Origin of the sequence: Microbacterium sp. LWH13-1.2, from assembly GCF_038397735.1 — a bacterium.
Classification (GTDB): domain Bacteria; phylum Actinomycetota; class Actinomycetes; order Actinomycetales; family Microbacteriaceae; genus Microbacterium.
On record NZ_CP151635.1, the window covers coordinates 3,195,560 to 3,215,116 of the forward strand.

The window sequence follows — 19,557 nt, forward strand, 5'->3', positions numbered from 1 at the left end:
TCTGAGCAAAGAGGCAATACCAGGAGGTGGGGGCATTGGCGAAAGCACAACTCGACGAGACAGATCTCGAGATCCTGGCCGCGCTGACCCGCGACGCCGAGATCACCAACAAAGCCCTGGCCCACCGGGTCGGTCTCGCCGAGTCGACGTGCGCCCACCGCGTGCGCGCCCTGCGTGAGCGCGGGATCATCCGCGACACCCGCATCCGAGTCGACGGCGCGACCCTCGGCCTGCCGCTGCAGGCGATCATCAAGGTGCGCCTCGCGAATCACACGGGCCCCAAGGTCACCGCGCTCTTCGACGCGCTCGCGGCCATCCCACGGGTGCTGCAGGTTTTCCACGTCGCGGGGGTCGACGACTTCCTCGTGCATGTCGCGGTGCAGGACGCCACCGCCCTGCGCGACATCGTTCTCGAGCACATCACGGTCCACCCGGTCGTGCGCGGCACCGAGACGCAGCTGGTGTTCGAGCTCCGCGACGGCTCCGGTCTGCTCGCGCACTGAACGGATCGTGGGCGCACGGTTGACTCAGCTCAGGAACTCAGCGGGCTGCTCAAGTCGCCGGGCATCCTCACCGGCTGGCGGCTACCGTTGACGCTGCACCTGCCCTTCAGCACCAGGGCAGAAGCTCTGTGTGGGAGGACAGACTGATGAGTGAACCGATCGACATCGTCGAATCGCTTGTGAAAGCGCAAGAATCGGGCGAGTGGGACCGCGTGCTAGAGATCCTCCGGGATGAATGGAACCCCCTCTCGCAGGACGCCCCCGAGATCCTGCTCGACGTCATCGCAGCGCTGCCTCCGCAGGTAATGGCTCAGAACTCGCGGCTCCGATTGGCCGAGGAATACCTGCGCCGCGCGCTCGATCGCCGACCTCGAGGGCGCGCTTACGCCGACATCATCACCGACGACCCGGAGGCTGCGCCGGTCGACCGTCTCGCGGCGTTGACGGGACGCATCGCCGCAGCACGAGGAGCCGGCCGCCATCGCGATGCCGTCACGGCGACAGATGCCGCGGTCTCGACGTTGCGCCGCATGCCCGTGGAAGTGATCCCGACGTTCGCGAACGCGCTGCCCGAGTTCCATTTCCACTGGGGGCTTTCTTTCCTTCTCGTCGGCCGTTTCGAGGACGCACTGGAACAGTTCGTCCAGAGCCATGATTGGGCTGTATCCGTCGGCAACCGCATGGTCGACGCCCGCTCCGTCGGCGCGCTGTCCCTCATTCACGCGCTCCACGGGCGTTGCGGACAGGCCGAGGAATGGCTGGCGAAGCTCCCACCGATCTCCGACGATGCCTGGTGGGCGGACGACGCCGTGATCCCCAGTCGTCTCGCCGAGGCGATCATGCACACGGAACGTCTGGAGCCCGAGGCCGCCCGCATGGTCCTGTCGTCCATAGACATTCACCTGTCGCTGGACTTCTGGGGTCCGTACTTCGCACTTCGCGCGTTTCTCACACCCGATGACCCTGGTGATGCGCAGGCGCTGCTCTCGGAGTTCGACGCCTTCGTGGGCGGGCTCGCCCCGGACTACGCGAACATTCCCCTCAACGCCGAATACACGAGCATCACTCGGTATCTGCTGCTCCAGATCCTTCACCAGTCAGACCGAGCCTCGAAGATCCTTGGCGGTGTACGAGTGGATGTGGAGTCCAGCACGGTGCGGCAGACAGGTGCCACACTGCACGCGCTCTGGTTGCTGAAGCTCAACCGCGATACCGAGGCCCGCACGATAATCGCACCCCTGTTACACGCATCCAGTGCGCAACCACGTGTCCTCATACCGGCCCTGCTCATCGCGGCCGAAACCGACATCGTCAATCATCGCGACGCACTTCTGCGGCGCGCGGCGGCGCTGGCGGTGTGGAACCGCTGTTATGCCGCACTGGCAGTGGGTGCGGTCAGCACGCGACAATGTCTCGCCGATCTCGTGCGGGCTCGGGGCGAGGATAAGATCGCTGACCGTCTGCTCACCGTCGTCGAGAATGCGCCCATCGCAGGTGCAAACGCGCTCACCAGGCGCGAGAACATGATCGTGCGCGCCGCGATCGCTGGACGTTCGAATTCTGAGATCGCCGCGGACCACCACGTCAGCGTGAATACGGTCAAGACTCACCTGCGCACCGCCTATCGCAAACTCGGCGTGTCCAACCGTTCTCAGTTGGAGCAGCTCTTCCAACTCGGCCGTTGAAGCGACTCCTGATCGGAGACGCGGCTGCGTGATGTGGCGCGAGTGCGCAGCCGCCGGGGTGAGTTTTTCGTGAGAAGGGTGATCTTCGGTTCCTGTGGGTTAGCTGAGATCTCGGACGCTGGAAGACTCGGTCCGACTCACACGTGAATGGTCATCTGCACGCAAGAGACTGCGATGTCGCGGCACCGGGTCCAGCTCGCCGGTAGCGCACCCACTCTCGTTGTCGTGAGTCGACAGGGCCTGTCCATCCGGGCGGGCGGGGAGGGAAAGAAACGTGTCTACCTATCGTCGAGCGCGATCGCGCTCATCATCTCCGAGGCGGGTGGGGCGGTCCATCGCCGCCGCTCTCGGCCTCTTGGCTCTGGCGAGTGCTTCGCTCGTCAGCGTCACGACTGCCGCTCAGGCAGCGCCTGGTACGCCTGGAACACCTCAAGCCAACTCGGTGGTGTTCCAGGAGAACTTCGAGAACGGTCCCGGCACAGCTCCCCAGCTGTTGAATGCCTACACCGGAGCCGGCGGCCAGACCTACACGGCCGACCAGGGGTGGCTGACGGGCTGCAACGGTGCCGTCGTCAATTTCAACATCCCCTACACGTCGCTCGGCAACTGCGTCTCTGCCAACAGCTCCGCGAACCTGCGTCAGCTCGCATACGCGCTCGGTGCGCACAGCGGCTCGGGGAATCCGGCAGCCAACAACGCCGTCGCGGCATTCACGGAGAACGACCCGGGGGTCAACGCGGTCGAGTTCCAGACGGTCAACAACATCCCGCTCGCTCAGGCCTCCGGGCGGTTCCTCACGTTCAGCGTCGATACCGCTGCCGTGAACTGCCAGGTGTCCGCGCCGCTGTACCAGTTCGCCTTCCTCAACGAAGGCGGCGCGGCGACCAACGTCGGCGGACAGCTGAACGCCTGCACATCAGCGTCGACGGTCACCGCACCGGCGGTCGGCCCGCTCGCCGCGCGCGCCGTCAACGTAGGTACGTACACGTCGAACGGCTCGGTGCTCTTCAGCGGCTCGACACTCGGCATCCGCATGACCAACGCCAACGGCTCCGGCGTAGGAAACGATGCGGCGTTCGACAACATCCGCATCCTCGATGTCACCCCTCAGCTCGACAAGGCCTTCAGCCCGGCTTCCGTCGTCGCCGGTGAGGTATCGACACTCACCCTCACCGTGACGAACACGGCAGACCTGGCGGCGAAGAACGGATGGTCGCTCACCGACGCCCTGCCTGCCGGACTCACGATCGCTGATGGTGCCGCCGCGACCACCTGCCCTGCCGGCGTCGTGAACGCACCGGTCGGTGGCACGTCGATCACGGCCTCCGGCAACCTGGCCGCCGGTATGGCGTCGTGCACGATCACCGTCAACGTCACCTCACCCGTCGCGGGCTCGTTCACGAACGGCCCCGACAACATCACCAGCACGGGCCTGAACCCGCCTGCTGACTCCACCGTCGTGTTCGACGAGCAGGCACCGGCGATCCGTGTCGTGAAGTCGGCCACGCCGACCTCCGAGGAAGAGTTCACGGTCGGCCAGGAGGTCACGTACTCCTTCGTCGTCACCAATACCGGAAACGTCGCGCTCACCGACGTCGAGGTCGATGACACGGGATTCACCGGCACCGGAGAACTCTCGCCCATCGTCTGCCCGGCAGGCGCAGCGAACCTCGCACCTGCCGCGTCCGTGACCTGCACCGCGACCTACACGGTCACGCAGGCCGACGTGGACACGGGGTCGATCACGAACACCGCGACCGCGACCGGCACCCCGCCCCAGGGGACCCCGCCGGTGTCTCCTCCCTCAGAGGTGACCATCCCGTCGGTCGACCCGGCCCCCGCGCTCTCGATCGTCAAGAGCTCCGATGTCGAGACCATCAGCGAAGCCGGCGAGACGATCACGTATTCGTTCCTGGTCACCAACACCGGAAACGTCACGCTGAACGACGTCACCGTGACCGAGCCGGACTTCTCGGGCACCGGTGAGCTCTCGGCGATCACGTGCCCCGCGGGCGCTGCATCCCTCGCTCCCGGCGCAGACGTGACCTGCACCGCGACGTATGTCGTGACGCAGGCCGACGTGGACGCCGGCGAGATCAGCAACACCGCCTCTGCGACGGGCACCCCGCCCAACCCGCTGACCCCGCCCCCTGTCACGCCGTCCAACGAGGTCGTGGTCGAGGTGCCGCCGGCACCCGCTCTCGAGATCGACAAGACCGCGAACCCCACGACGATCACCGCGGCGGGCCAGACGATCACGTATTCGTTCCTGGTCACCAACACCGGAAACGTCACGCTGAACGACGTCACCGTCACCGAGACGGACTTCTCGGGCACCGGTGAGCTCTCGGCGATCACGTGCCCCGCGGGCGCTGCATCCCTCGCTCCCGGCGCAGACGTGACCTGCACCGCGACGTATGTCGTGACGCAGGCCGACGTGGACGCCGGATCGGTGACGAATGCGGCTACCGGCACCGGCACCCCGCCGAACCCGCTGACCCCGCCGCCGGTCTCCCCGCCGGACGAGGTCACGGTCGACATCCCGCCGACCCCGGCAATCACCGTCGTGAAGTCGGCCGATGAGGCCTCGCAGGCCGACATTGCGCTGGGACAGGAAGTCACTTACTCGTTCCTTGTGACCAACACCGGAAACGTGACCCTGACTGATGTATCGGTCGTCGAGGGGGACTTCTCCGGCGCTGGCGATCTTTCAGCGATCATCTGCCCCGAGGCCGCGGCATCGCTGGCTCCCGGCAATCAAGTCACCTGCACCGCGACCTACACCGTCGTGCAGGCAGACGTCGATGCCGGCACCGTGACGAACTCCGCCACGGCAACCGGCACGCCGCCTACGGGTCCGAACCCCGTATCACCGGAGTCTGAGGTCACCGTTCCGAGCGCCCCGGCACCGGGACTGAACGTGGTGAAGACCGCGAGCATCGACCGCGCTACGGCAGTCGGGCAAGCGATCACGTACTCGTTCGTCGTGACCAACACGGGCAACCTCACCCTCACGGATATCGTCGTGAACGAGAGCGGCTTCACCGGCACCGGAACACTGTCGGCAGTAACCTGCCCGGCTGGTGCGGCGTCGCTCGCGCCCGGCGCGCAGATCACCTGCACGGCGACGTACACGGTGACACAGGCCGATCTGAACGCCGGCACGATCCGAAACATGGCAACGGCGGGTGGCAACACCCCCGGCGGTGACCCGTTCACTTCCGACCCGTCCGTCGTGACCGTGGAGACTCCGGGAACGCCTCTCGCCGTCACCGGCGGTGAAGTCGCCACCTGGGTCGCAGTCACCGGACTGGCACTCCTGGTCGGCGGTGGGGTCATGCTCCTGATCCGTCGGCGACGCACTGCAGATTCAGTCGGTCAACTGGCTGACTGATGGCATCAGCACTGTGCGGTGCGCGCATATCGCGCGCACCGCACAGTGCTGTCTCGAGCGCACTTTCAGGCGCGACGGGAGGAGCCACCGAGACGACGAGATCTCGCCGGTCGAGTTCGTGCCGGAGCTGCCCCAGACGGTCTCGGGCACGATCCGCCGGGTCGAATTGCGCGCCAGAGCGGCCGAGCGCACGACCTCGGGCGACGAGGCCGCGCAGCACCGCGACCGCGACTGCCGCTGAGGTCGCGCCGCTCTGCCGGCGAGCTCAGCCTGCGAGTGCGGGCTGCGAGCCGGTGCTCGGCGCCGTCGTCGTTCGCGGAGCCTGCTGGGTATCCGGCGCATCGGCAAGAGCCTGTGCCCGTGCGGTCCGCGCTGCCTGACGCCCCGGTTCCCCGGCACTCACGATCGCGCGAACCACGGCGCCGATCACGAGCATCGCGACGAGCGCGACACCGGACACCAGCAACGGAGTCCACTGACTCGCGAAGGACGCCGTGAGGCTGAGCATCGCACTCGGGATCCACAGGCCCACCGCTCCGCCGGCGAGCCCTCCCGCAGCGCGCATGATCGCGACTCCGGCGACGATCGCGCACAGAGCCGCGATCACGGCTCCCACCACTCCGATCGGCACCAGTATCGATGCCAATTCGTCTGCCACTCTTGATGACGTCATCACGACCCCCCGGTCAAACGGAATCTCCGCACTACCAACACTACGAAGTGTCGGCATACCGGGCATCCATCTCAAGGATGATGTTCCGCAACCGTGACGCCTGGTTCAGCGGGGCTTCAGCGGCGCTTCAACCTCGCGAAACGCGACGCCTTGATCACCCGCACCGGCTGGGTGACGAGCGCATCGACGACCATAGAGCCGTCGGTCGGTCCGATGATCGCCATGGTCGATGTCTCGGTCGACTCGACGGGGTCCACCGGCATGCGGCCGAGGTCGCGGTGGGCGCGCACGTACGCGGGGACCAGCAGGGCGATCGCGCCGAGCCAGGCCAGCGGGTTGCTGAGCGCCACGCCCTCGAAGCCGATCATCGCGCCGAGCACGAGAGCCGCGCCCACGCGCATCACGAGTTCGACCACCCCGGTGACCGTGGGGATGAGCGTGTGGCCGAGTCCCTGCAGCGCGCCGCGCAGCACGAACAGCACGCCGAGCGCCCAGTATCCGCATCCGTTGATGATCAGCATGAGGTGCGCGAGCCTGACGACCTCGTCCGACCCCTCGCCGACGAACAGCCGCACCATGGGCGTCCCGAACGCGATGATCAGCGCTCCGAGTGCCACACCGGCGGCGATCGCCATCCAGGTGCCCTCGATCACTCCGCGGCGGATGCGGTCGGGGCGACGTCCGCCGAGGTTCTGCGCCGCGTACATCGACGACGCGAGCCCCAGCGACGAGAGGAAGGCCACGGCGAGACCGTCGACCCGCGACGCCGTCGTGTAGGCGGCGACCGCCTCGGAGCCGAGAGTGTTGAGTGCGACCTGCACCACGAGCGTCCCGATCGCGATGATCGATGCCTGGAAGCCCATCGGGAGTCCGAGGCGCAGGTGCTCCCGGAAGTCCTCGCGAGTGACCTGCCAGTCGGCACGGCGCAGGTGCAGCATCGGCAGGCGGCGACGCACGAACTCGAGGCAGAGCGCGACCGAGACGGCCTGGGCGACGACCGTCGCGAGAGCCGCTCCGCCCACTCCCCACTCGAGCGGGCCGACCATCAGGATGACGAGACCGACGTTGAGCGCGCACGACACCGTGAGGAAGATCAGGGGCGTGCGCGAGTCGCCGATGGCCCGGATGATCGCCGAGAGGTAGTTGAAGAACATCGTCGCGCTCGCGCCGATGAAGCTGATCTGCGTGAAGACCGTCGCCTCGGGCATGAGCTCCGCCGGCGTCTGCAGCAGAGCGAGCACGGGTGCGGCGATCAGCGGCGCGACGATCGTCAGCACGACGCTCGTGATGCCGGTCAGGATCACACCGGTCGCGACCGAACGACGCACGGCCGCGCCGTCGCCCGCGCCGAACGCCTGGGCGATCGGGATCGCGAAGCCGCTGGTCAGGCCCCAGGCGAAGCCGATCAGCAGGAAGAGCAGGCTGCCGGTGGCACCGACGGCCGCGAGGGATTCGACGCCGAGATGGCGGCCGACGACGACGGCGTCGGCGAACTGGTACATCTGCTGCACGATGTTGCCGAGCAGGAGGGGGATCGAGAACGAGAGGATGACACGCCACGGGCGGCCCGTGGTGAGAGAGGTGGCCATGAAGGAAGCGGCTCGCAGGACTGGGGGATGATCGGGGGTCGAACCAGGATATCGAATCGATTCGGTTCCGCGATAGAGCCGAATGCGACTCGTGTGACACGGGCATGTTGACTTCGAAACTCGAACGTAGAACGCGCGTGGTATCCATGGGTTGACGTCAACAGCAGCCAGGAACACGAGTCCTTCCGGAAATCACGAATTCATCACAAACTCTTGACTTCGAGACTCGAACTCAAGGAAGGTATCTCCGGAGCGAGTCCCGAAAGCCTGGGATTCCGACTCGGGGCGATGACGCCCGCGACCCATGCACAGCGAAGGAGCTCGTGATGAAGAAGAAGTATGCACTGGCCGCACTCGGCTTGGTCGGGGCACTCGCCCTGGCTGGCTGTGGCGGTGGTGGAGCAGGCTCGACCGGCGGATCGTCAGGATCCGAAGGCGCCGACAAGGGAGACATGCTCATCGGCGTCTCGATGCCGACCGAGACGTCGGAACGCTGGATCGCCGACGGCGATGCCGTGCAGGCGGGGCTGGAGGATGCCGGCTACCAGGTCGAGCTGCAGTATGCAGGAGACGACATCCCGACCCAGGGACAGCAGATCGACCAGATGATCACCAAGGGCGCCGACCTGCTGATCATCGCCGCGATCGACGGGACCGCGCTGTCGTCGCAGCTGGATGCCGCAGCGGCCGCCAACATCCCCGTGATCTCCTACGATCGCCTGATCCGCGACAGCGAGCATGTCGACTTCTACGTGACGTTCGACAACTACAAGGTCGGCGTCCAGCAGGCGACCTCGCTGCTCGTGGGCCTCGGCGTTCTCGACGCCGACGGCAAGGAGACCGGTGAGAAGGGCCCGTTCAACATCGAGCTCTTCGCCGGGTCTCTCGACGACAACAACGCGCACTTCTTCTGGCAGGGCGCGATGGACACGCTGCAGCCGTTCATCGACGACGGCGTGCTCGCCGTGCCCTCCGGACAGGTGGAGATCGAACAGGCCGCGACACTGCGCTGGCAGCAGGAGACCGCGCAGAAGCGCATGGAGGACCTGCTGACGTCGACGTACGGAAACGGAACGACGCTGGATGGAGTGCTGTCGCCGTATGACGGCCTCTCTCGCGGCATCATCACCGCGCTGCAGGGCACCGGTGGATTCGGCGCGACGATCGCCGACGGCCTGCCGGTCGTCACCGGACAGGATGCCGAGATCGCATCCGTCTCGCTCATCGACAAGGGCGTGCAGTTCTCGTCGATCTTCAAGGACACGCGCAAGCTCGCCGAGCAGTCGGTCGTCGCCGCTGAGGCGATGCTCGAGGGCGACGAGCCGGAGGCGAACGACACGGAGACCTACGACAACGGCGTGAAGGTCGTGCCCTCCTTCCTGCTGCAGTCCGACATCGTCTACAAGGACAACATCACGTCCCTGCTGGTCGACTCGGGCTACTGGACGCAGGCCGAGGTCGACTCGGGCGTCTCCGAATAATCTCCCTCGGGGCGTGCTGCCGAACCGGCGGCACGCCCCGAATCCTCACGAAAGGAGATCGGGTCATGACGACACCGATTCTGCAGATGCGGGAGATCGAGAAGAGCTTTCCCGGTGTGAAGGCGCTTCAGGGCGTCAGCCTCGACGTGAACCGCGGCGAGATCCTCGCGATCTGCGGCGAGAACGGTGCGGGCAAGTCCACCCTGATGAAGGTGCTCTCCGGTGTGTATCCGCACGGCACCTACGACGGCGAGATCGTCTACGAAGGCGAGGTGGCGGCCTTCGGCGCGATCAACGACTCCGAGCAGAAGGGAATCGTGATCATCCATCAGGAGCTCGCGCTGATCCCCCATCTCAGCGTCGCCGAGAACATCTTCCTCGGCAATGAGCGCCGGGCGAAGAACGGTCTCATCGACTGGGACCGCGCGAACGCCGAGGCATCCGCTCTGCTCGCGCAGGTGGGCCTGGATGAGAATCCGACGACTCCCGTCGCGCAACTCGGCGTCGGCAAACAGCAGCTCGTCGAGATCGCCAAGGCGCTGTCGAAGAACGTGCGCCTGCTGATCCTCGACGAGCCGACGGCGGCACTGAACGACACGGACTCCGCACACCTGCTCGATCTGCTGCGCCGCCTGCGCGACGACGGCATGACGTCGATCATCATCTCGCACAAGCTCAATGAGATCTCCGAGATCGCCGATCGAACCACCATCATCCGTGACGGTCGGTCGATCGAGACGCTCGACATGAAGGATCCCGCCTCGACGCAGGAGCGGATCATCCGCGGCATGGTCGGCCGCGACCTCGCCCACCGCTACCCCGAGCGCACGCCGAACCTCGGCGAAGAGGTGCTGCGCATCGAGAACTGGTCGGTGAGCCATCCCACACAGCCAGGCAGGATCATGGTCGACGACGCCTCTCTGAACGTCAGGGCGGGTGAGGTCGTCGGCATCGCAGGCCTGATGGGCGCCGGACGCACGGAGCTCGCGATGAGCGTGTTCGGCCGCACCTACGGCCGCCACGCGCGCGGCAAGGTCTTCGTGCGCGGCAAAGAGGTCAACACGTCGACCACGAGCGCGGCGATCCGGGCCGGCATCGCGTACGCGACGGAGGATCGCAAGCGATTCGGCCTCAACCTCATCGATGACATCCGCCACAACATCACGATGGCCTCGTTGAGACTGATCAGCCCCGGCGGCTGGATCGACGCGAACCGCGAGCTGCAGGTCGCCGAGCAGTACCGCGCCGAACTCAACATCAAGACCCCCAGCGTTCTGCAGCTCGTCGGCAACCTCTCCGGAGGGAATCAGCAGAAGGTCGTGCTGAGCAAATGGATCCAGACCGCACCCGACGTCCTGATCCTGGACGAACCGACCCGCGGAATCGACGTGGGCGCCAAGTACGAGATCTATACGATCATCAACCGCCTGGCTGCAGAGGGGAAGGCCGTGCTCGTGATCTCCTCGGAGCTCCCCGAGCTCCTCGGCATCTGCGACCGCATCTACACCCTGGCCTTCGGGAGGATCACCGGTGAACTCCCCGCCGCACAGGCCACCCAGGAGAACCTCATGCACCTCATGACCCTTGAAAGGACGGCCACGCGATGACCGGCGTCAGCAACCTCTTCAGCCTCGCGACGCGGAACCTCCGCCAGAGCGGCATCCTGGTCGCCTTCATCGCGATCGTCGCGTTCTTCGCGATCTTGAACCCGACGTTCCTGTCGCCGGGCAACCTCACGAACATCGTGCTGCAGTACTCGTACATCCTGATCCTCGCGATCGGCATGGTGATCGTGATCATCGCCGGGCACATCGACCTGTCGGTTGGCTCGGTGGTCGCGCTCACCGGCGCCACGGCCGCAGTGATCGTGATCCGCGGACAGCAGCCGTGGTGGGTGGGTGTGCTCGCCGCCATCGCCGTGGGGCTTCTCGTCGGCGCCTGGCAGGGATTCTGGGTCGCGTACGTCGGGATCCCGGCGTTCATCGTGACCTTGGCCGGCATGCTCCTGTTCCGCGGTCTCACCTTCATCGTGCTCAGCAACGTCTCGCTGTCGCCCTTCGGCGGCACCTACTACTCGATCGCGAACGGGTTCATAAACGGGCTGTTCGGCGGCTACGGGGTCGACGTGTTCACGCTGGCGATCTTCGCGATCGGCGTCGTCGGCTACGCGGTCTGGCAGGTGCGAGGCCGACGCTCGAAACTCGCCCACCAGCAGTCGGTGGAGGCTTTGGGCTGGTTCGTGGCCAAGATCGCCATCATCGCCATCGTCGTGATGTGGTTCGGATACCAGCTCTCCATCAGTCGCGGCCTGCCGTTCGTGCTGATCATCCTGGCGGTGCTGATCATCGCGTACTCGGTGATCACCCAGAAGAGCGTCTTCGGCCGTCACGTGTACGCGATCGGCGGCAACCTGCATGCAGCCCTCCTCAGCGGAGTCAACGTCCGCAGGGTCAACTTCTGGATCTTCGTGAACATGGGACTGCTCGCCGGCATCGCCGGCGTGGTCTTCTCCTCGCGCACGAACGGCGCGCAACCGGGCGCCGGCAACATGTTCGAGCTCGATGCGATCGCAGCCTGCTTCATCGGCGGCGCAGCTGTGACCGGCGGCATCGGCCGGGTCGGCGGCGCGATCGTCGGCGGACTGATCATGGCCGTCATGAGCAATGGCATGCAGTTGATGGGGCTCGACCAGGCCACCCAGCAGGTCGTCAAGGGTCTCGTCCTGCTGATCGCGGTCGCCTTCGACGTGTGGAACAAGCGTCGTGCCGGAGCCAGCCGTTGACCGCGATGACAGCGACGACGCGCGATAAGCTCCCGCTATGAGCAGATGGCCCGCGGGATCCCAGTCGGGGTTGCGCGAGGCCAACACGGCGAAGATCGTCGACGCGGTCAAACGCTTCGGCGGGCTCACCCAGGTCGAGCTCGCCGAAGCGACCAACCTCTCGACGGCGACCGTCTCTGCGATCGTCAAGGAGCTCGGCCTCTCCGGTCTCATCGAGACGCACCCGACCTCGCGCAGCGGCCGCCGAGCCCAGCTCGTCACGATCGCACGCAGAGCCGGACTCGTCGCGGCCGTGCAGATCGGCAGCCGCAGCATGAGGGTCCGCCTGTCGGATGTGGGCCAGGATGTGCTCGCCGATCGGTCGATGCCGTTGCCCGTGGACCATGCGGAGGACACCGTCCTCGACCGCATCACCCTCCTGATCATCGACATGCTCGGGATGATCGCCGCAGACGCCGATGACCTGATCGGCGTCTGCATCGCCGTGCCTGCGCCGATCGACCCCGCAACGGGCCTGATCGCCTACCGCGGAGTGATGCGGCGATGGGAGGATCAACCGGTGGCCGAGGTCGTCCAGCAGCGCATCGGGTGCTCTGTCCTCGTCGAGAAGGATGCCAACCTCGCGGCCCTCGCGGAGGCCACACTGGGCACGGCGCGCGACGTGCAGGACAGCATCTTCGTGCACGCCTCCTATTCGGCGAGCGCCGGAATCGTGTTGAACTCGCAGATCTACCGCGGGCGCTCCGGCACCGCGGGCGAGATCGGTCATGTACAGGTGGACCCCGCCGGCTCGATATGCGCGTGCGGTCAGCGGGGCTGCCTGGAGACGGTCGTCGGCGCCGAGGCCATCACAGCGCCGCTGCGTGCGACGTTCGGCCAGGTGACCTTCAAGGACGTCATCGCCCGAGCTGCCGGTGGTGACCCCGGAAGCGCCAGGGTCGTCGCCGACGCAGCCACCGCCCTCGGACGAGTCGTGGCCGCCACCCAGCAGGCACTGGCAGCCGAGGTGATCACCGTCGGCGGCGAACTCACCGAAGCCGGGCCCATCTTCCTGCTCCCGTTCGCTGCGGCGGTCCGCGACAATGCCCCCGACCCGCGGATGCCGCGCCGCGACCCCGTGCCCTCCTCGTTCGGCAGGGACGCAGTGCTCGTGGGGGCCACCATCCACATCCTCCAGTCGACGGATCCGTCACAGCTGCTCGAGGACCGTTCGTGAACATCACGGCGGCGCAGGCGGAACCGTTGCTGACCCTGAGAGGCATCTCCAAGAGATTCGGTGCGGTCGAGGCCCTCACCGAGGTGGACTTCACCGTCAACGCTCGGGAGGTGGTCGGCCTCATCGGTGACAACGCCGCCGGCAAGTCGACTCTCGCGAAGATCATCGCGGGAGCGCTGACACCCACTTCCGGGGAGATCCACCTCAACGGCGAACGCGTGGACATCTCGACCCCGGCCGAGGCCAACCGGCTGGGAATCGCGACCGTGTTCCAGGATCTGGCCGTGTGCGAGAACCTCGATGTCACCGCCAACGTGTTCCTCGGACGAGAGTTGAAGACTCCGAGCGGAATGCTCCGCGAAGGCGAGATGGAACAGGCGACCCGACAGGCGCTCAGCGACCTCGCCGCTCACATCCCCTCGATCCGCTCCCCCTTGAACACGCTCTCCGGCGGTCAGCGGCAGGCGGTGGCGATCGCCCGGACGCTCATCAGCCAGCCGCGCCTCGTCGTCCTCGACGAACCCACGGCGTCGCTCAGCGTCGCTCAGACCGCTGACGTCCTCACGCACATCGAGCAGCTGCGCGAGCTCGGACTGGGCGTCGTGTTCATCAGCCACAACATCGCCGATGTGCAGGCTGTCTCCGACCGGGTCGAGGTGCTCCGCCACGGACGCAACAACGGCTCCTTCGCAAGCCAGGACGCCGAGTACTCCGACCTCATCGCCGCGATCATCGGGACCTATCGCGGGCCGGCACCTGCACCGCAGCACTGAGCCCGCAGCGGGTCCCGGATCGATGTCAAACCAGGATATCGAATCGATTCGGTTAACTGCCATCCCCGATCGGCAAGTACGGTCGGAAGGATGCCGCAGCGGGTCGCGGCACGGAACACCGGAGGTTCGAGCGATGACGACACAGAACACGGAAGGAACCGTCGGGGTGGGCGGAGCCGCCGACGGAGACGAGCAGCACCTGAAACGGGCGCTCAGCAACCGGCACATCCAGCTGCTCGCGATCGGCGGAGCGATCGGCACCGGCCTCTTCATGGGCAGCGGCAAGACGATCTCGGTCGCCGGCCCCTCGGTGATCTTCGTCTACATGATCATCGGCTTCATGCTCTTCTTCGTCATGCGGGCGATGGGCGAGCTGCTGCTGTCGAACCTGAAGTACAAGTCCTTCAGCGACTTCGCGAGCGATCTGCTCGGGCCCTGGGCGGGGTTCTTCACCGGCTGGACGTACTGGTTCTGCTGGGTCGTCACCGGAGTGGCCGACGTGATCGCGATCGCCGGCTACACCGACGCGCTCTTCCCCGGCATCCCGTTGTGGATCCCCGGGCTTCTCGTGATCGTCATCCTGCTCGCGCTGAACCTGCCCACGGTCGCCGCCTTCGGCGAGATGGAGTTCTGGTTCGCGCTCATCAAGATCATCGCGATCGTGGCGCTCATCGTCACGGGCCTCGTGATGATCTTCACGGGCTTCCAGCACGACGCGGGCACCGCCAGCTTCTCGAACCTGTGGTCGCACGGCGGCATGTTCCCGCACGGCTTCATGGGCTTCGTGGCCGGCTTCCAGATCGCCGTCTTCGCGTTCGTGGGCGTCGAGCTCGTCGGCACCGCCGCCGCCGAGACCAAGGATCCCGAGAAGAACCTGCCCAAGGCGATCAACGCGATCCCGATCCGCATCCTGCTCTTCTACGTCGGTGCGCTCGTGATCCTCATGGCGGTCACCCCGTGGACCGAGTACGTCGCCGGCGAGAGCCCCTTCATCGCGATGTTCGCCCTCGCGGGTCTCGGCATCGCGGCCACAGTCGTCAACCTCGTCGTGCTGACCTCGGCGATGTCGAGCGCGAACTCGGGCATCTACTCGACCTCGCGCATGGTGTTCGGCCTCGCACAGGACGGCGACGCCCCGCGCATCTTCGGCCGCCTGTCGAAGCGCCGCGTGCCGCAGAACGCGCTGTTCCTGTCGTGCATCCTGCTGCTCTCGGGCGTCGTGCTGCTCTACGCGGGCGAGGACATCGGCACGGCGTTCGACATGGTCACGACGGTCTCGGCCGTGTGCTTCATGTTCGTCTGGACGATCTTCCTCTGCAGCTACCTCGTCTACCGTCGCCGGCGCCCCGAGAAGGTCGCGGCCTCGACGTTCCGGATGCCGGGCGGCATCGTCATGGTCTACGTGGTGCTCGCGTTCTTCGTGTTCATCGTGTGGGCGCTCACGACCCAGCCCGACACCCTGACCGCCCTGCTGGTGACGCCGATCTGGTTCGTGCTGCTGCTCGTGGCGTGGATGTTCGTGCGCAGGTCGCAGAACCATCTGACGCGGCATGCGAAGCACATCGCGTACCTGCGCGACGACTCGGCGGAGTAGTCGCCGGCGGAACGGCAGATGCCTGTGGGAGGTTCCGGCAGGGCCTCCCACAGGCACGCGAGCGGGCGTAGCGTCGGCCCTGACGAAAGGGATTCGACATGCACACTCGCACACTCGGACAGGGACTCGAGGTCTCGGCAGTCGGCCTCGGCTGCATGGGGATGTCGCAGAGCTACGGCCCGAACCCCGGCAGCCGCGACGAGATGATCGCCGTGCTGCGTTCGGCACTCGACCACGGAGTGACGTTCTTCGACACGGCGGAGGTCTACGGACCGTATGTCAACGAGGAGCTCGTGGGCGAGGCCCTGGAGCCGATCCGCGACCAGGTCGTCATCGCGACGAAGTTCGGCTGGCGCATCGAAGACGGCAAGAGCGTCGGTCTCGACAGCCGGCCCGAGCAGATCCGGCGCGTCGCCGAGGAGTCGCTGCGGCGCCTGCGCACCGACGTGGTCGACCTGTTCTACCAGCACCGCGTCGACCCCGACGTTCCGATCGATGACGTCGCAGGCACCGTGGGCGAGCTGATCTCCGAGGGCAAGGTGCGTCACTTCGGACTTTCCGAGGCATCCGCGTCGACGATCCGCCGCGCGCACGCGGTGCAGCCGGTCACCGCGCTGCAGAGCGAGTACTCGCTCTGGACCCGCGATCCCGAAGACGAGGTGCTGCCCACCCTCGCCGAGCTCGGCATCGGATTCGTGCCGTTCAGCCCGCTGGGCAAGGGGTTCCTCACCGGGACGGTCGACCAGACCACCTCCTTCTCGGACGGGGACATCCGCAGCACCATCCCGCGCTTCAGCGAGGAGAACCGGGCCGCGAATCAGGCTCTGGTGAGTCACGTCACGGCTCTCGCGGAGGCGAAGGAGGCGTCGTCCGGCCAGATCGCGCTGGCCTGGCTGCTCGCCCGCCAGCCGTTCATCGTCCCCATCCCCGGCACGAGGCGCACGTCTCGCATCGCCGAGAATGCGGGGGCGACGGCCGTCGCGCTCTCCGCCGACGAGATGGCCGATCTCGACCAGCTCGCCGCCCGCGTCGGTGTGCAGGGTGACCGCTACAACCCCCAGCAGATGTCGTTCGTCGACCGTTGAGCAGGCGCCGACGCTGGGTAGTCTGAGGCGGATGACTCCGCCCCGCAGCTACCCGGCGACGATCGCCGCGCCCGTGGAGCACGAGCTCGTCATCAAGAAGTCCCGCTTCATCGCGACCGTCGAGCCGGTCGGCTCGGTCGAGGAGGCGGATGCCGTGATCGCGCGCCTCCGCAAGCAGTGGTGGGATGCCCGACACAACTGCACCGCGATGGTGACCGGTCTGCTCGGAGATCAGGCGCGGTCATCCGACGACGGCGAGCCCTCGGGAACAGCCGGCGTGCCCATGCTCGAGGTGCTGCGCCGCCGCGAGCTGACGGACGTCGTCGCCGTGGTCACCCGCTACTTCGGCGGGGTGAAGCTCGGCGCCGGCGGGTTGGTGCGGGCGTACTCCTCGGCGGTCTCGGAGGCCCTGGACCTGGTGACGCTCGTACGGCGGCAGTCGCTCACCCGGATCACGATGGACGTCGCCCATGCCGACGCCGGGCGCTTCGACAACCTGCTGCGCGACTGGGTCCTGCATCACGGCGCGACGCTCGGCGAACCTCGCTACGGTGCGCTGGCGACGCTCGAGGCCTGGGTTCCGGCAGACGAGCTCGACAGGCTCGCGGACGACATCGCGGCGGCCTCCGCCGGAGCCGTCGTGCCGGTGATCGGCGGCGAGCGCATCGTCGACGTGCCTGACTGACCCTGACAGCCCACGGCTGAGTCGGACCGCCACGGCTGATCCACAACAGCAGCCGGATATTCTGGATGCCGCGATCTCGGAAGGAGAGCGATGTTCGACAGCCCGCTCTCGGCCTCTGCGTACGAGATCCTCGGCGTGGACCCGTCGGTCGACGATGTCGAGCTGCGGCGCGCCTACCGGCTCCGCCTGCGTGAGTCGCACCCCGACACCGGAGGCGACGCCGCCGTGTTCATCCAGGTGCAGCGCGCGTGGGAGCTCGTCGGCACCGCCGAGAGCCGCGCCGCCTACGATCGCCGCAGCGGCACGCACCCCGGCATGCCGTCGGAGCCGGAGTGGACCGGATGGCGTCCGCAGTCCGCCACCCGCACCGACACACGCCCCCGGGCACGCTCGTACGGCCATCCGGGCGGCTGGCGACGCGAGCGCTACCTCTCGCTGATTCGCGAGTGGGCGGGGCGGGGCGTCGAGGTTCCCGATCCGTACGACCCCGCGCTCGTGCGCTCGGCACCGCGAGACCTGCGACGGCTGCTCGCCGATGCGCTGGCCGAGGAGGCGACCGCCCGCACGGTGAGCGCTCTCGGCATGGGCTTCACCGTCTGGCACGACGTCGCCACGGGTGCGGATGCCGACGACAAGCTCGACCACGTGGTGCTCAGCCCGTCGGGCCTGTACGGCGTGATGTCGGAGGACTTCGGCGGGGTCGTCGGGTTCCGACGCGGTGAGATCACCGGGCCGAGCCTCGGCACCCGCGCGCCCGTCACCGCCGCCCTCGCTCGCATGCGCACGGTCGCCAAGGCCGCGCGCGTGAAATTCGGCGGAGTGATCATCGTGCTCCCCGACGACGACCTGGCGCAGGCCGTCACCCCCCTCGGCAGCAGCCGTGGGGTGCCGGTCGTCGTCGTGCGGCGCAGTGCGCTCTCGATGGTGCTGCGCCAGGGAGTCCCCGGCGCGCGTGCGATCGGCGGCAACGAGCTGTTCGACGTGCGCACACGACTGCAGCAGACCGTCACGTTCGTCTGAGAGATCCGCGCCGGACAGGGACTCCCGGCCCGGGGTCGACCGGAGTAGCCTGCACGGATGACGACGACCGAGGCGACGATGTCGTGGCTGCTGGATGCTGATCCGGCCGTGCGCTGGCAGGTGGAACGCGACCTGCTCGGCGCCGAGGATGCCGTGTGGCAGGCGACGCGCAGCCGAGTCGCCACGGAGGGATTCGGGGCCGCGCTCCTCGCCGCTCAGGACGCGGACGGACGCTGGGCCGGTGGCGCGCACTTCCCCGGCGGCTTCTTCGAGTCCGACGAGGCCGAGCAGCCCGGACAACCGTGGACGGCCACGAGCTGGTCGCTGAATCAGCTGCGGGAGTGGGGCGTCCCCGCGCAGGCTCTCGGCGACACGGCTGAGCGCCTCGAACGCAACTGCTGCTGGGAGTACGACGACATGCCCTTCTGGGGCGGCGAGGTCGACGTGTGCATCAACGCGTTCACCCTCGCGAACGGGGCATGGCTCGGAGCCGACGTCTCGCGACTCGTGCGCTGGTTCCCCGAGCACCGACTCGACGACGGGGGCTGGAACTGCGAGGCCGAAGAGGGAGACTCGGTGCGATCGTCGTTCCATTCGACGCTCAATGCACTGCGCGGGATGCTCTTCTACGAGCAGTCGACCGGCGACACATCGCTGCGGTCCACCCGGCACGCCGGCGAGGAGTACCTCCTGCGGCGGCAGCTGGTGTTCCGCGCCTCCACCGGAGAGCTCGTCGATGGGTTCGTGACCCACTTCGTCTACCCGAGCAGGTATCGGTACAGCGCTCTGACGGCGCTCGATTACTTCCGCGACGCGTCACGCACCGACGGAACGGCTCCCGACCCGCGGATCGAGCCCGCCGTCGAGCTCGTGCGCGCGGCGCGCCAGGCAGACGGGACCTGGCTCCAGGGCCCGCCGCTGCCGGGACGGACCTGGTTCCCCGTCGATGTCGCCGAGGGCGACCCGTCGCGCTGGCTCACTCTGATCGGCACGCGAGTCCTCGACTGGGCCTAAGGACGCGCCTTCTCCGACGCGTGATCCATCACCCGGACGTGACGGCTCGCCCTTCTTTCGAAT

Annotated in this window: 16 protein-coding genes; 14 read left to right on the plus strand and 2 right to left on the minus strand. The window is 67.1% G+C overall.

Going from position 1 to position 19,557, the window contains the following annotated elements; all coding sequences use genetic code 11:
- The first annotated feature begins 35 nt into the window (after positions 1-35).
- The 4 genes from MRBLWH13_RS15410 (at position 36) to MRBLWH13_RS15425 (ending at position 5,823) form a co-directional block, all read left to right on the plus strand.
- Complete coding sequence (locus MRBLWH13_RS15410; RefSeq protein WP_341955808.1) at positions 36-503, plus strand: Lrp/AsnC family transcriptional regulator; 468 nt, start codon at positions 36-38, stop codon at positions 501-503.
- Positions 504-649: 146 nt separating this feature from the next.
- A complete protein-coding gene (locus MRBLWH13_RS15415) occupies positions 650-2,188 on the plus strand; it encodes a LuxR C-terminal-related transcriptional regulator (RefSeq protein WP_341955809.1) in 1,539 nt (512 codons plus the stop codon).
- Positions 2,189-2,630: 442 nt separating this feature from the next.
- Positions 2,631-5,582 (plus strand): LPXTG cell wall anchor domain-containing protein, encoded by a 2,952-nt coding sequence (locus MRBLWH13_RS15420; RefSeq protein WP_341955810.1) that lies wholly within the window; start codon positions 2,631-2,633, stop codon positions 5,580-5,582.
- A gap of 118 nt (positions 5,583-5,700) precedes the next feature.
- The gene (locus MRBLWH13_RS15425) at positions 5,701-5,823 is read left to right on the plus strand and encodes a hypothetical protein (RefSeq protein ID WP_341955811.1); all 123 of its coding nucleotides are present in this window, start codon (positions 5,701-5,703) and stop codon (positions 5,821-5,823) included.
- Between the two features lie 24 nt (positions 5,824-5,847).
- Here MRBLWH13_RS15425 and MRBLWH13_RS15430 read toward each other — a convergent pair whose 3' ends face one another.
- Both MRBLWH13_RS15430 and MRBLWH13_RS15435 read right to left on the minus strand, forming a co-directional pair.
- Positions 5,848-6,240 carry a hypothetical protein gene (locus MRBLWH13_RS15430; protein WP_341955812.1) on the minus strand — a complete coding sequence of 131 codons (393 nt, stop codon included), beginning with the start codon at positions 6,238-6,240 and terminating at the stop codon, positions 5,848-5,850.
- 131 nt (positions 6,241-6,371) lie between these two features.
- Positions 6,372-7,844: an MATE family efflux transporter gene (locus MRBLWH13_RS15435; RefSeq protein ID WP_341955813.1), complete on the minus strand. Its 1,473-nt coding sequence runs from the start codon at positions 7,842-7,844 to the stop codon at positions 6,372-6,374.
- A gap of 326 nt (positions 7,845-8,170) precedes the next feature.
- On the opposite strand from MRBLWH13_RS15435, the gene chvE reads away from it, so the two are divergent.
- The 10 genes from chvE to MRBLWH13_RS15485 all read left to right on the plus strand — a co-directional run bounded on the left by chvE (position 8,171) and on the right by MRBLWH13_RS15485 (position 19,494).
- A complete protein-coding gene (gene chvE / locus MRBLWH13_RS15440; protein WP_341955814.1) occupies positions 8,171-9,325 on the plus strand; it encodes a multiple monosaccharide ABC transporter substrate-binding protein in 1,155 nt (384 codons plus the stop codon).
- A 65-nt stretch (positions 9,326-9,390) separates the two neighbouring features.
- Entirely contained in the window at positions 9,391-10,932 is a 1,542-nt protein-coding gene (mmsA, locus tag MRBLWH13_RS15445; protein ID WP_341955815.1) for a multiple monosaccharide ABC transporter ATP-binding protein, read from the plus strand.
- The gene (gene mmsB, locus MRBLWH13_RS15450; protein WP_341955816.1) at positions 10,929-12,107 is read left to right on the plus strand and encodes a multiple monosaccharide ABC transporter permease; all 1,179 of its coding nucleotides are present in this window, start codon (positions 10,929-10,931) and stop codon (positions 12,105-12,107) included. The genes mmsA and mmsB overlap by 4 nt, the downstream gene beginning before the upstream one ends.
- 37 nt (positions 12,108-12,144) lie before the next feature.
- Positions 12,145-13,323, plus strand: coding sequence for an ROK family transcriptional regulator (locus tag MRBLWH13_RS15455; protein WP_341955817.1), 1,179 nt, complete (start codon positions 12,145-12,147; stop codon positions 13,321-13,323).
- Positions 13,320-14,096, plus strand: a complete 777-nt coding sequence (locus MRBLWH13_RS15460; protein WP_341955818.1) for an ATP-binding cassette domain-containing protein — start codon at positions 13,320-13,322, stop codon at positions 14,094-14,096. The genes MRBLWH13_RS15455 and MRBLWH13_RS15460 overlap by 4 nt, the downstream gene beginning before the upstream one ends.
- 133 nt (positions 14,097-14,229) lie before the next feature.
- The gene (gene cycA, locus MRBLWH13_RS15465) at positions 14,230-15,690 is read left to right on the plus strand and encodes a D-serine/D-alanine/glycine transporter (RefSeq protein WP_341955819.1); all 1,461 of its coding nucleotides are present in this window, start codon (positions 14,230-14,232) and stop codon (positions 15,688-15,690) included.
- A gap of 98 nt (positions 15,691-15,788) precedes the next feature.
- Positions 15,789-16,775, plus strand: coding sequence for an aldo/keto reductase (locus MRBLWH13_RS15470; RefSeq protein WP_341955820.1), 987 nt, complete (start codon positions 15,789-15,791; stop codon positions 16,773-16,775).
- Positions 16,776-16,806: 31 nt separating this feature from the next.
- Positions 16,807-17,460, plus strand: a complete 654-nt coding sequence (locus MRBLWH13_RS15475; protein WP_341955821.1) for a YigZ family protein — start codon at positions 16,807-16,809, stop codon at positions 17,458-17,460.
- 90 nt (positions 17,461-17,550) lie between these two features.
- Positions 17,551-18,480 (plus strand): DnaJ domain-containing protein, encoded by a 930-nt coding sequence (locus tag MRBLWH13_RS15480; protein WP_341955822.1) that lies wholly within the window; start codon positions 17,551-17,553, stop codon positions 18,478-18,480.
- Between the two features lie 57 nt (positions 18,481-18,537).
- On the plus strand, positions 18,538-19,494 hold the full coding sequence (locus MRBLWH13_RS15485) for a squalene cyclase (protein WP_341955823.1): 957 nt from the start codon (positions 18,538-18,540) through the stop codon (positions 19,492-19,494).
- The last annotated feature ends 63 nt before the right edge of the window (positions 19,495-19,557 follow it).

What these genes read in the sequence shown, in the direction of transcription:
- MRBLWH13_RS15475 (WP_341955821.1), top strand. Translation starts at nt 16,807, where the DNA reads ATGACTCCGCCCCGCAGCTACCCGGCGACGATCGCCGCGCCCGTGGAG.
- chvE (WP_341955814.1), top strand. Translation starts at nt 8,171, where the DNA reads ATGAAGAAGAAGTATGCACTGGCCGCACTCGGCTTGGTCGGGGCACTC.
- mmsA (WP_341955815.1), top strand. Translation starts at nt 9,391, where the DNA reads ATGACGACACCGATTCTGCAGATGCGGGAGATCGAGAAGAGCTTTCCC.
- MRBLWH13_RS15485 (WP_341955823.1), top strand. Translation starts at nt 18,538, where the DNA reads ATGACGACGACCGAGGCGACGATGTCGTGGCTGCTGGATGCTGATCCG.
- MRBLWH13_RS15435 (WP_341955813.1), bottom strand. Translation starts at nt 7,844, where the DNA reads ATGGCCACCTCTCTCACCACGGGCCGCCCGTGGCGTGTCATCCTCTCG.
- MRBLWH13_RS15455 (WP_341955817.1), top strand. Translation starts at nt 12,145, where the DNA reads ATGAGCAGATGGCCCGCGGGATCCCAGTCGGGGTTGCGCGAGGCCAAC.
- MRBLWH13_RS15470 (WP_341955820.1), top strand. Translation starts at nt 15,789, where the DNA reads ATGCACACTCGCACACTCGGACAGGGACTCGAGGTCTCGGCAGTCGGC.
- mmsB (WP_341955816.1), top strand. Translation starts at nt 10,929, where the DNA reads ATGACCGGCGTCAGCAACCTCTTCAGCCTCGCGACGCGGAACCTCCGC.
- MRBLWH13_RS15415 (WP_341955809.1), top strand. Translation starts at nt 650, where the DNA reads ATGAGTGAACCGATCGACATCGTCGAATCGCTTGTGAAAGCGCAAGAA.
- cycA (WP_341955819.1), top strand. Translation starts at nt 14,230, where the DNA reads ATGACGACACAGAACACGGAAGGAACCGTCGGGGTGGGCGGAGCCGCC.
- MRBLWH13_RS15480 (WP_341955822.1), top strand. Translation starts at nt 17,551, where the DNA reads ATGTTCGACAGCCCGCTCTCGGCCTCTGCGTACGAGATCCTCGGCGTG.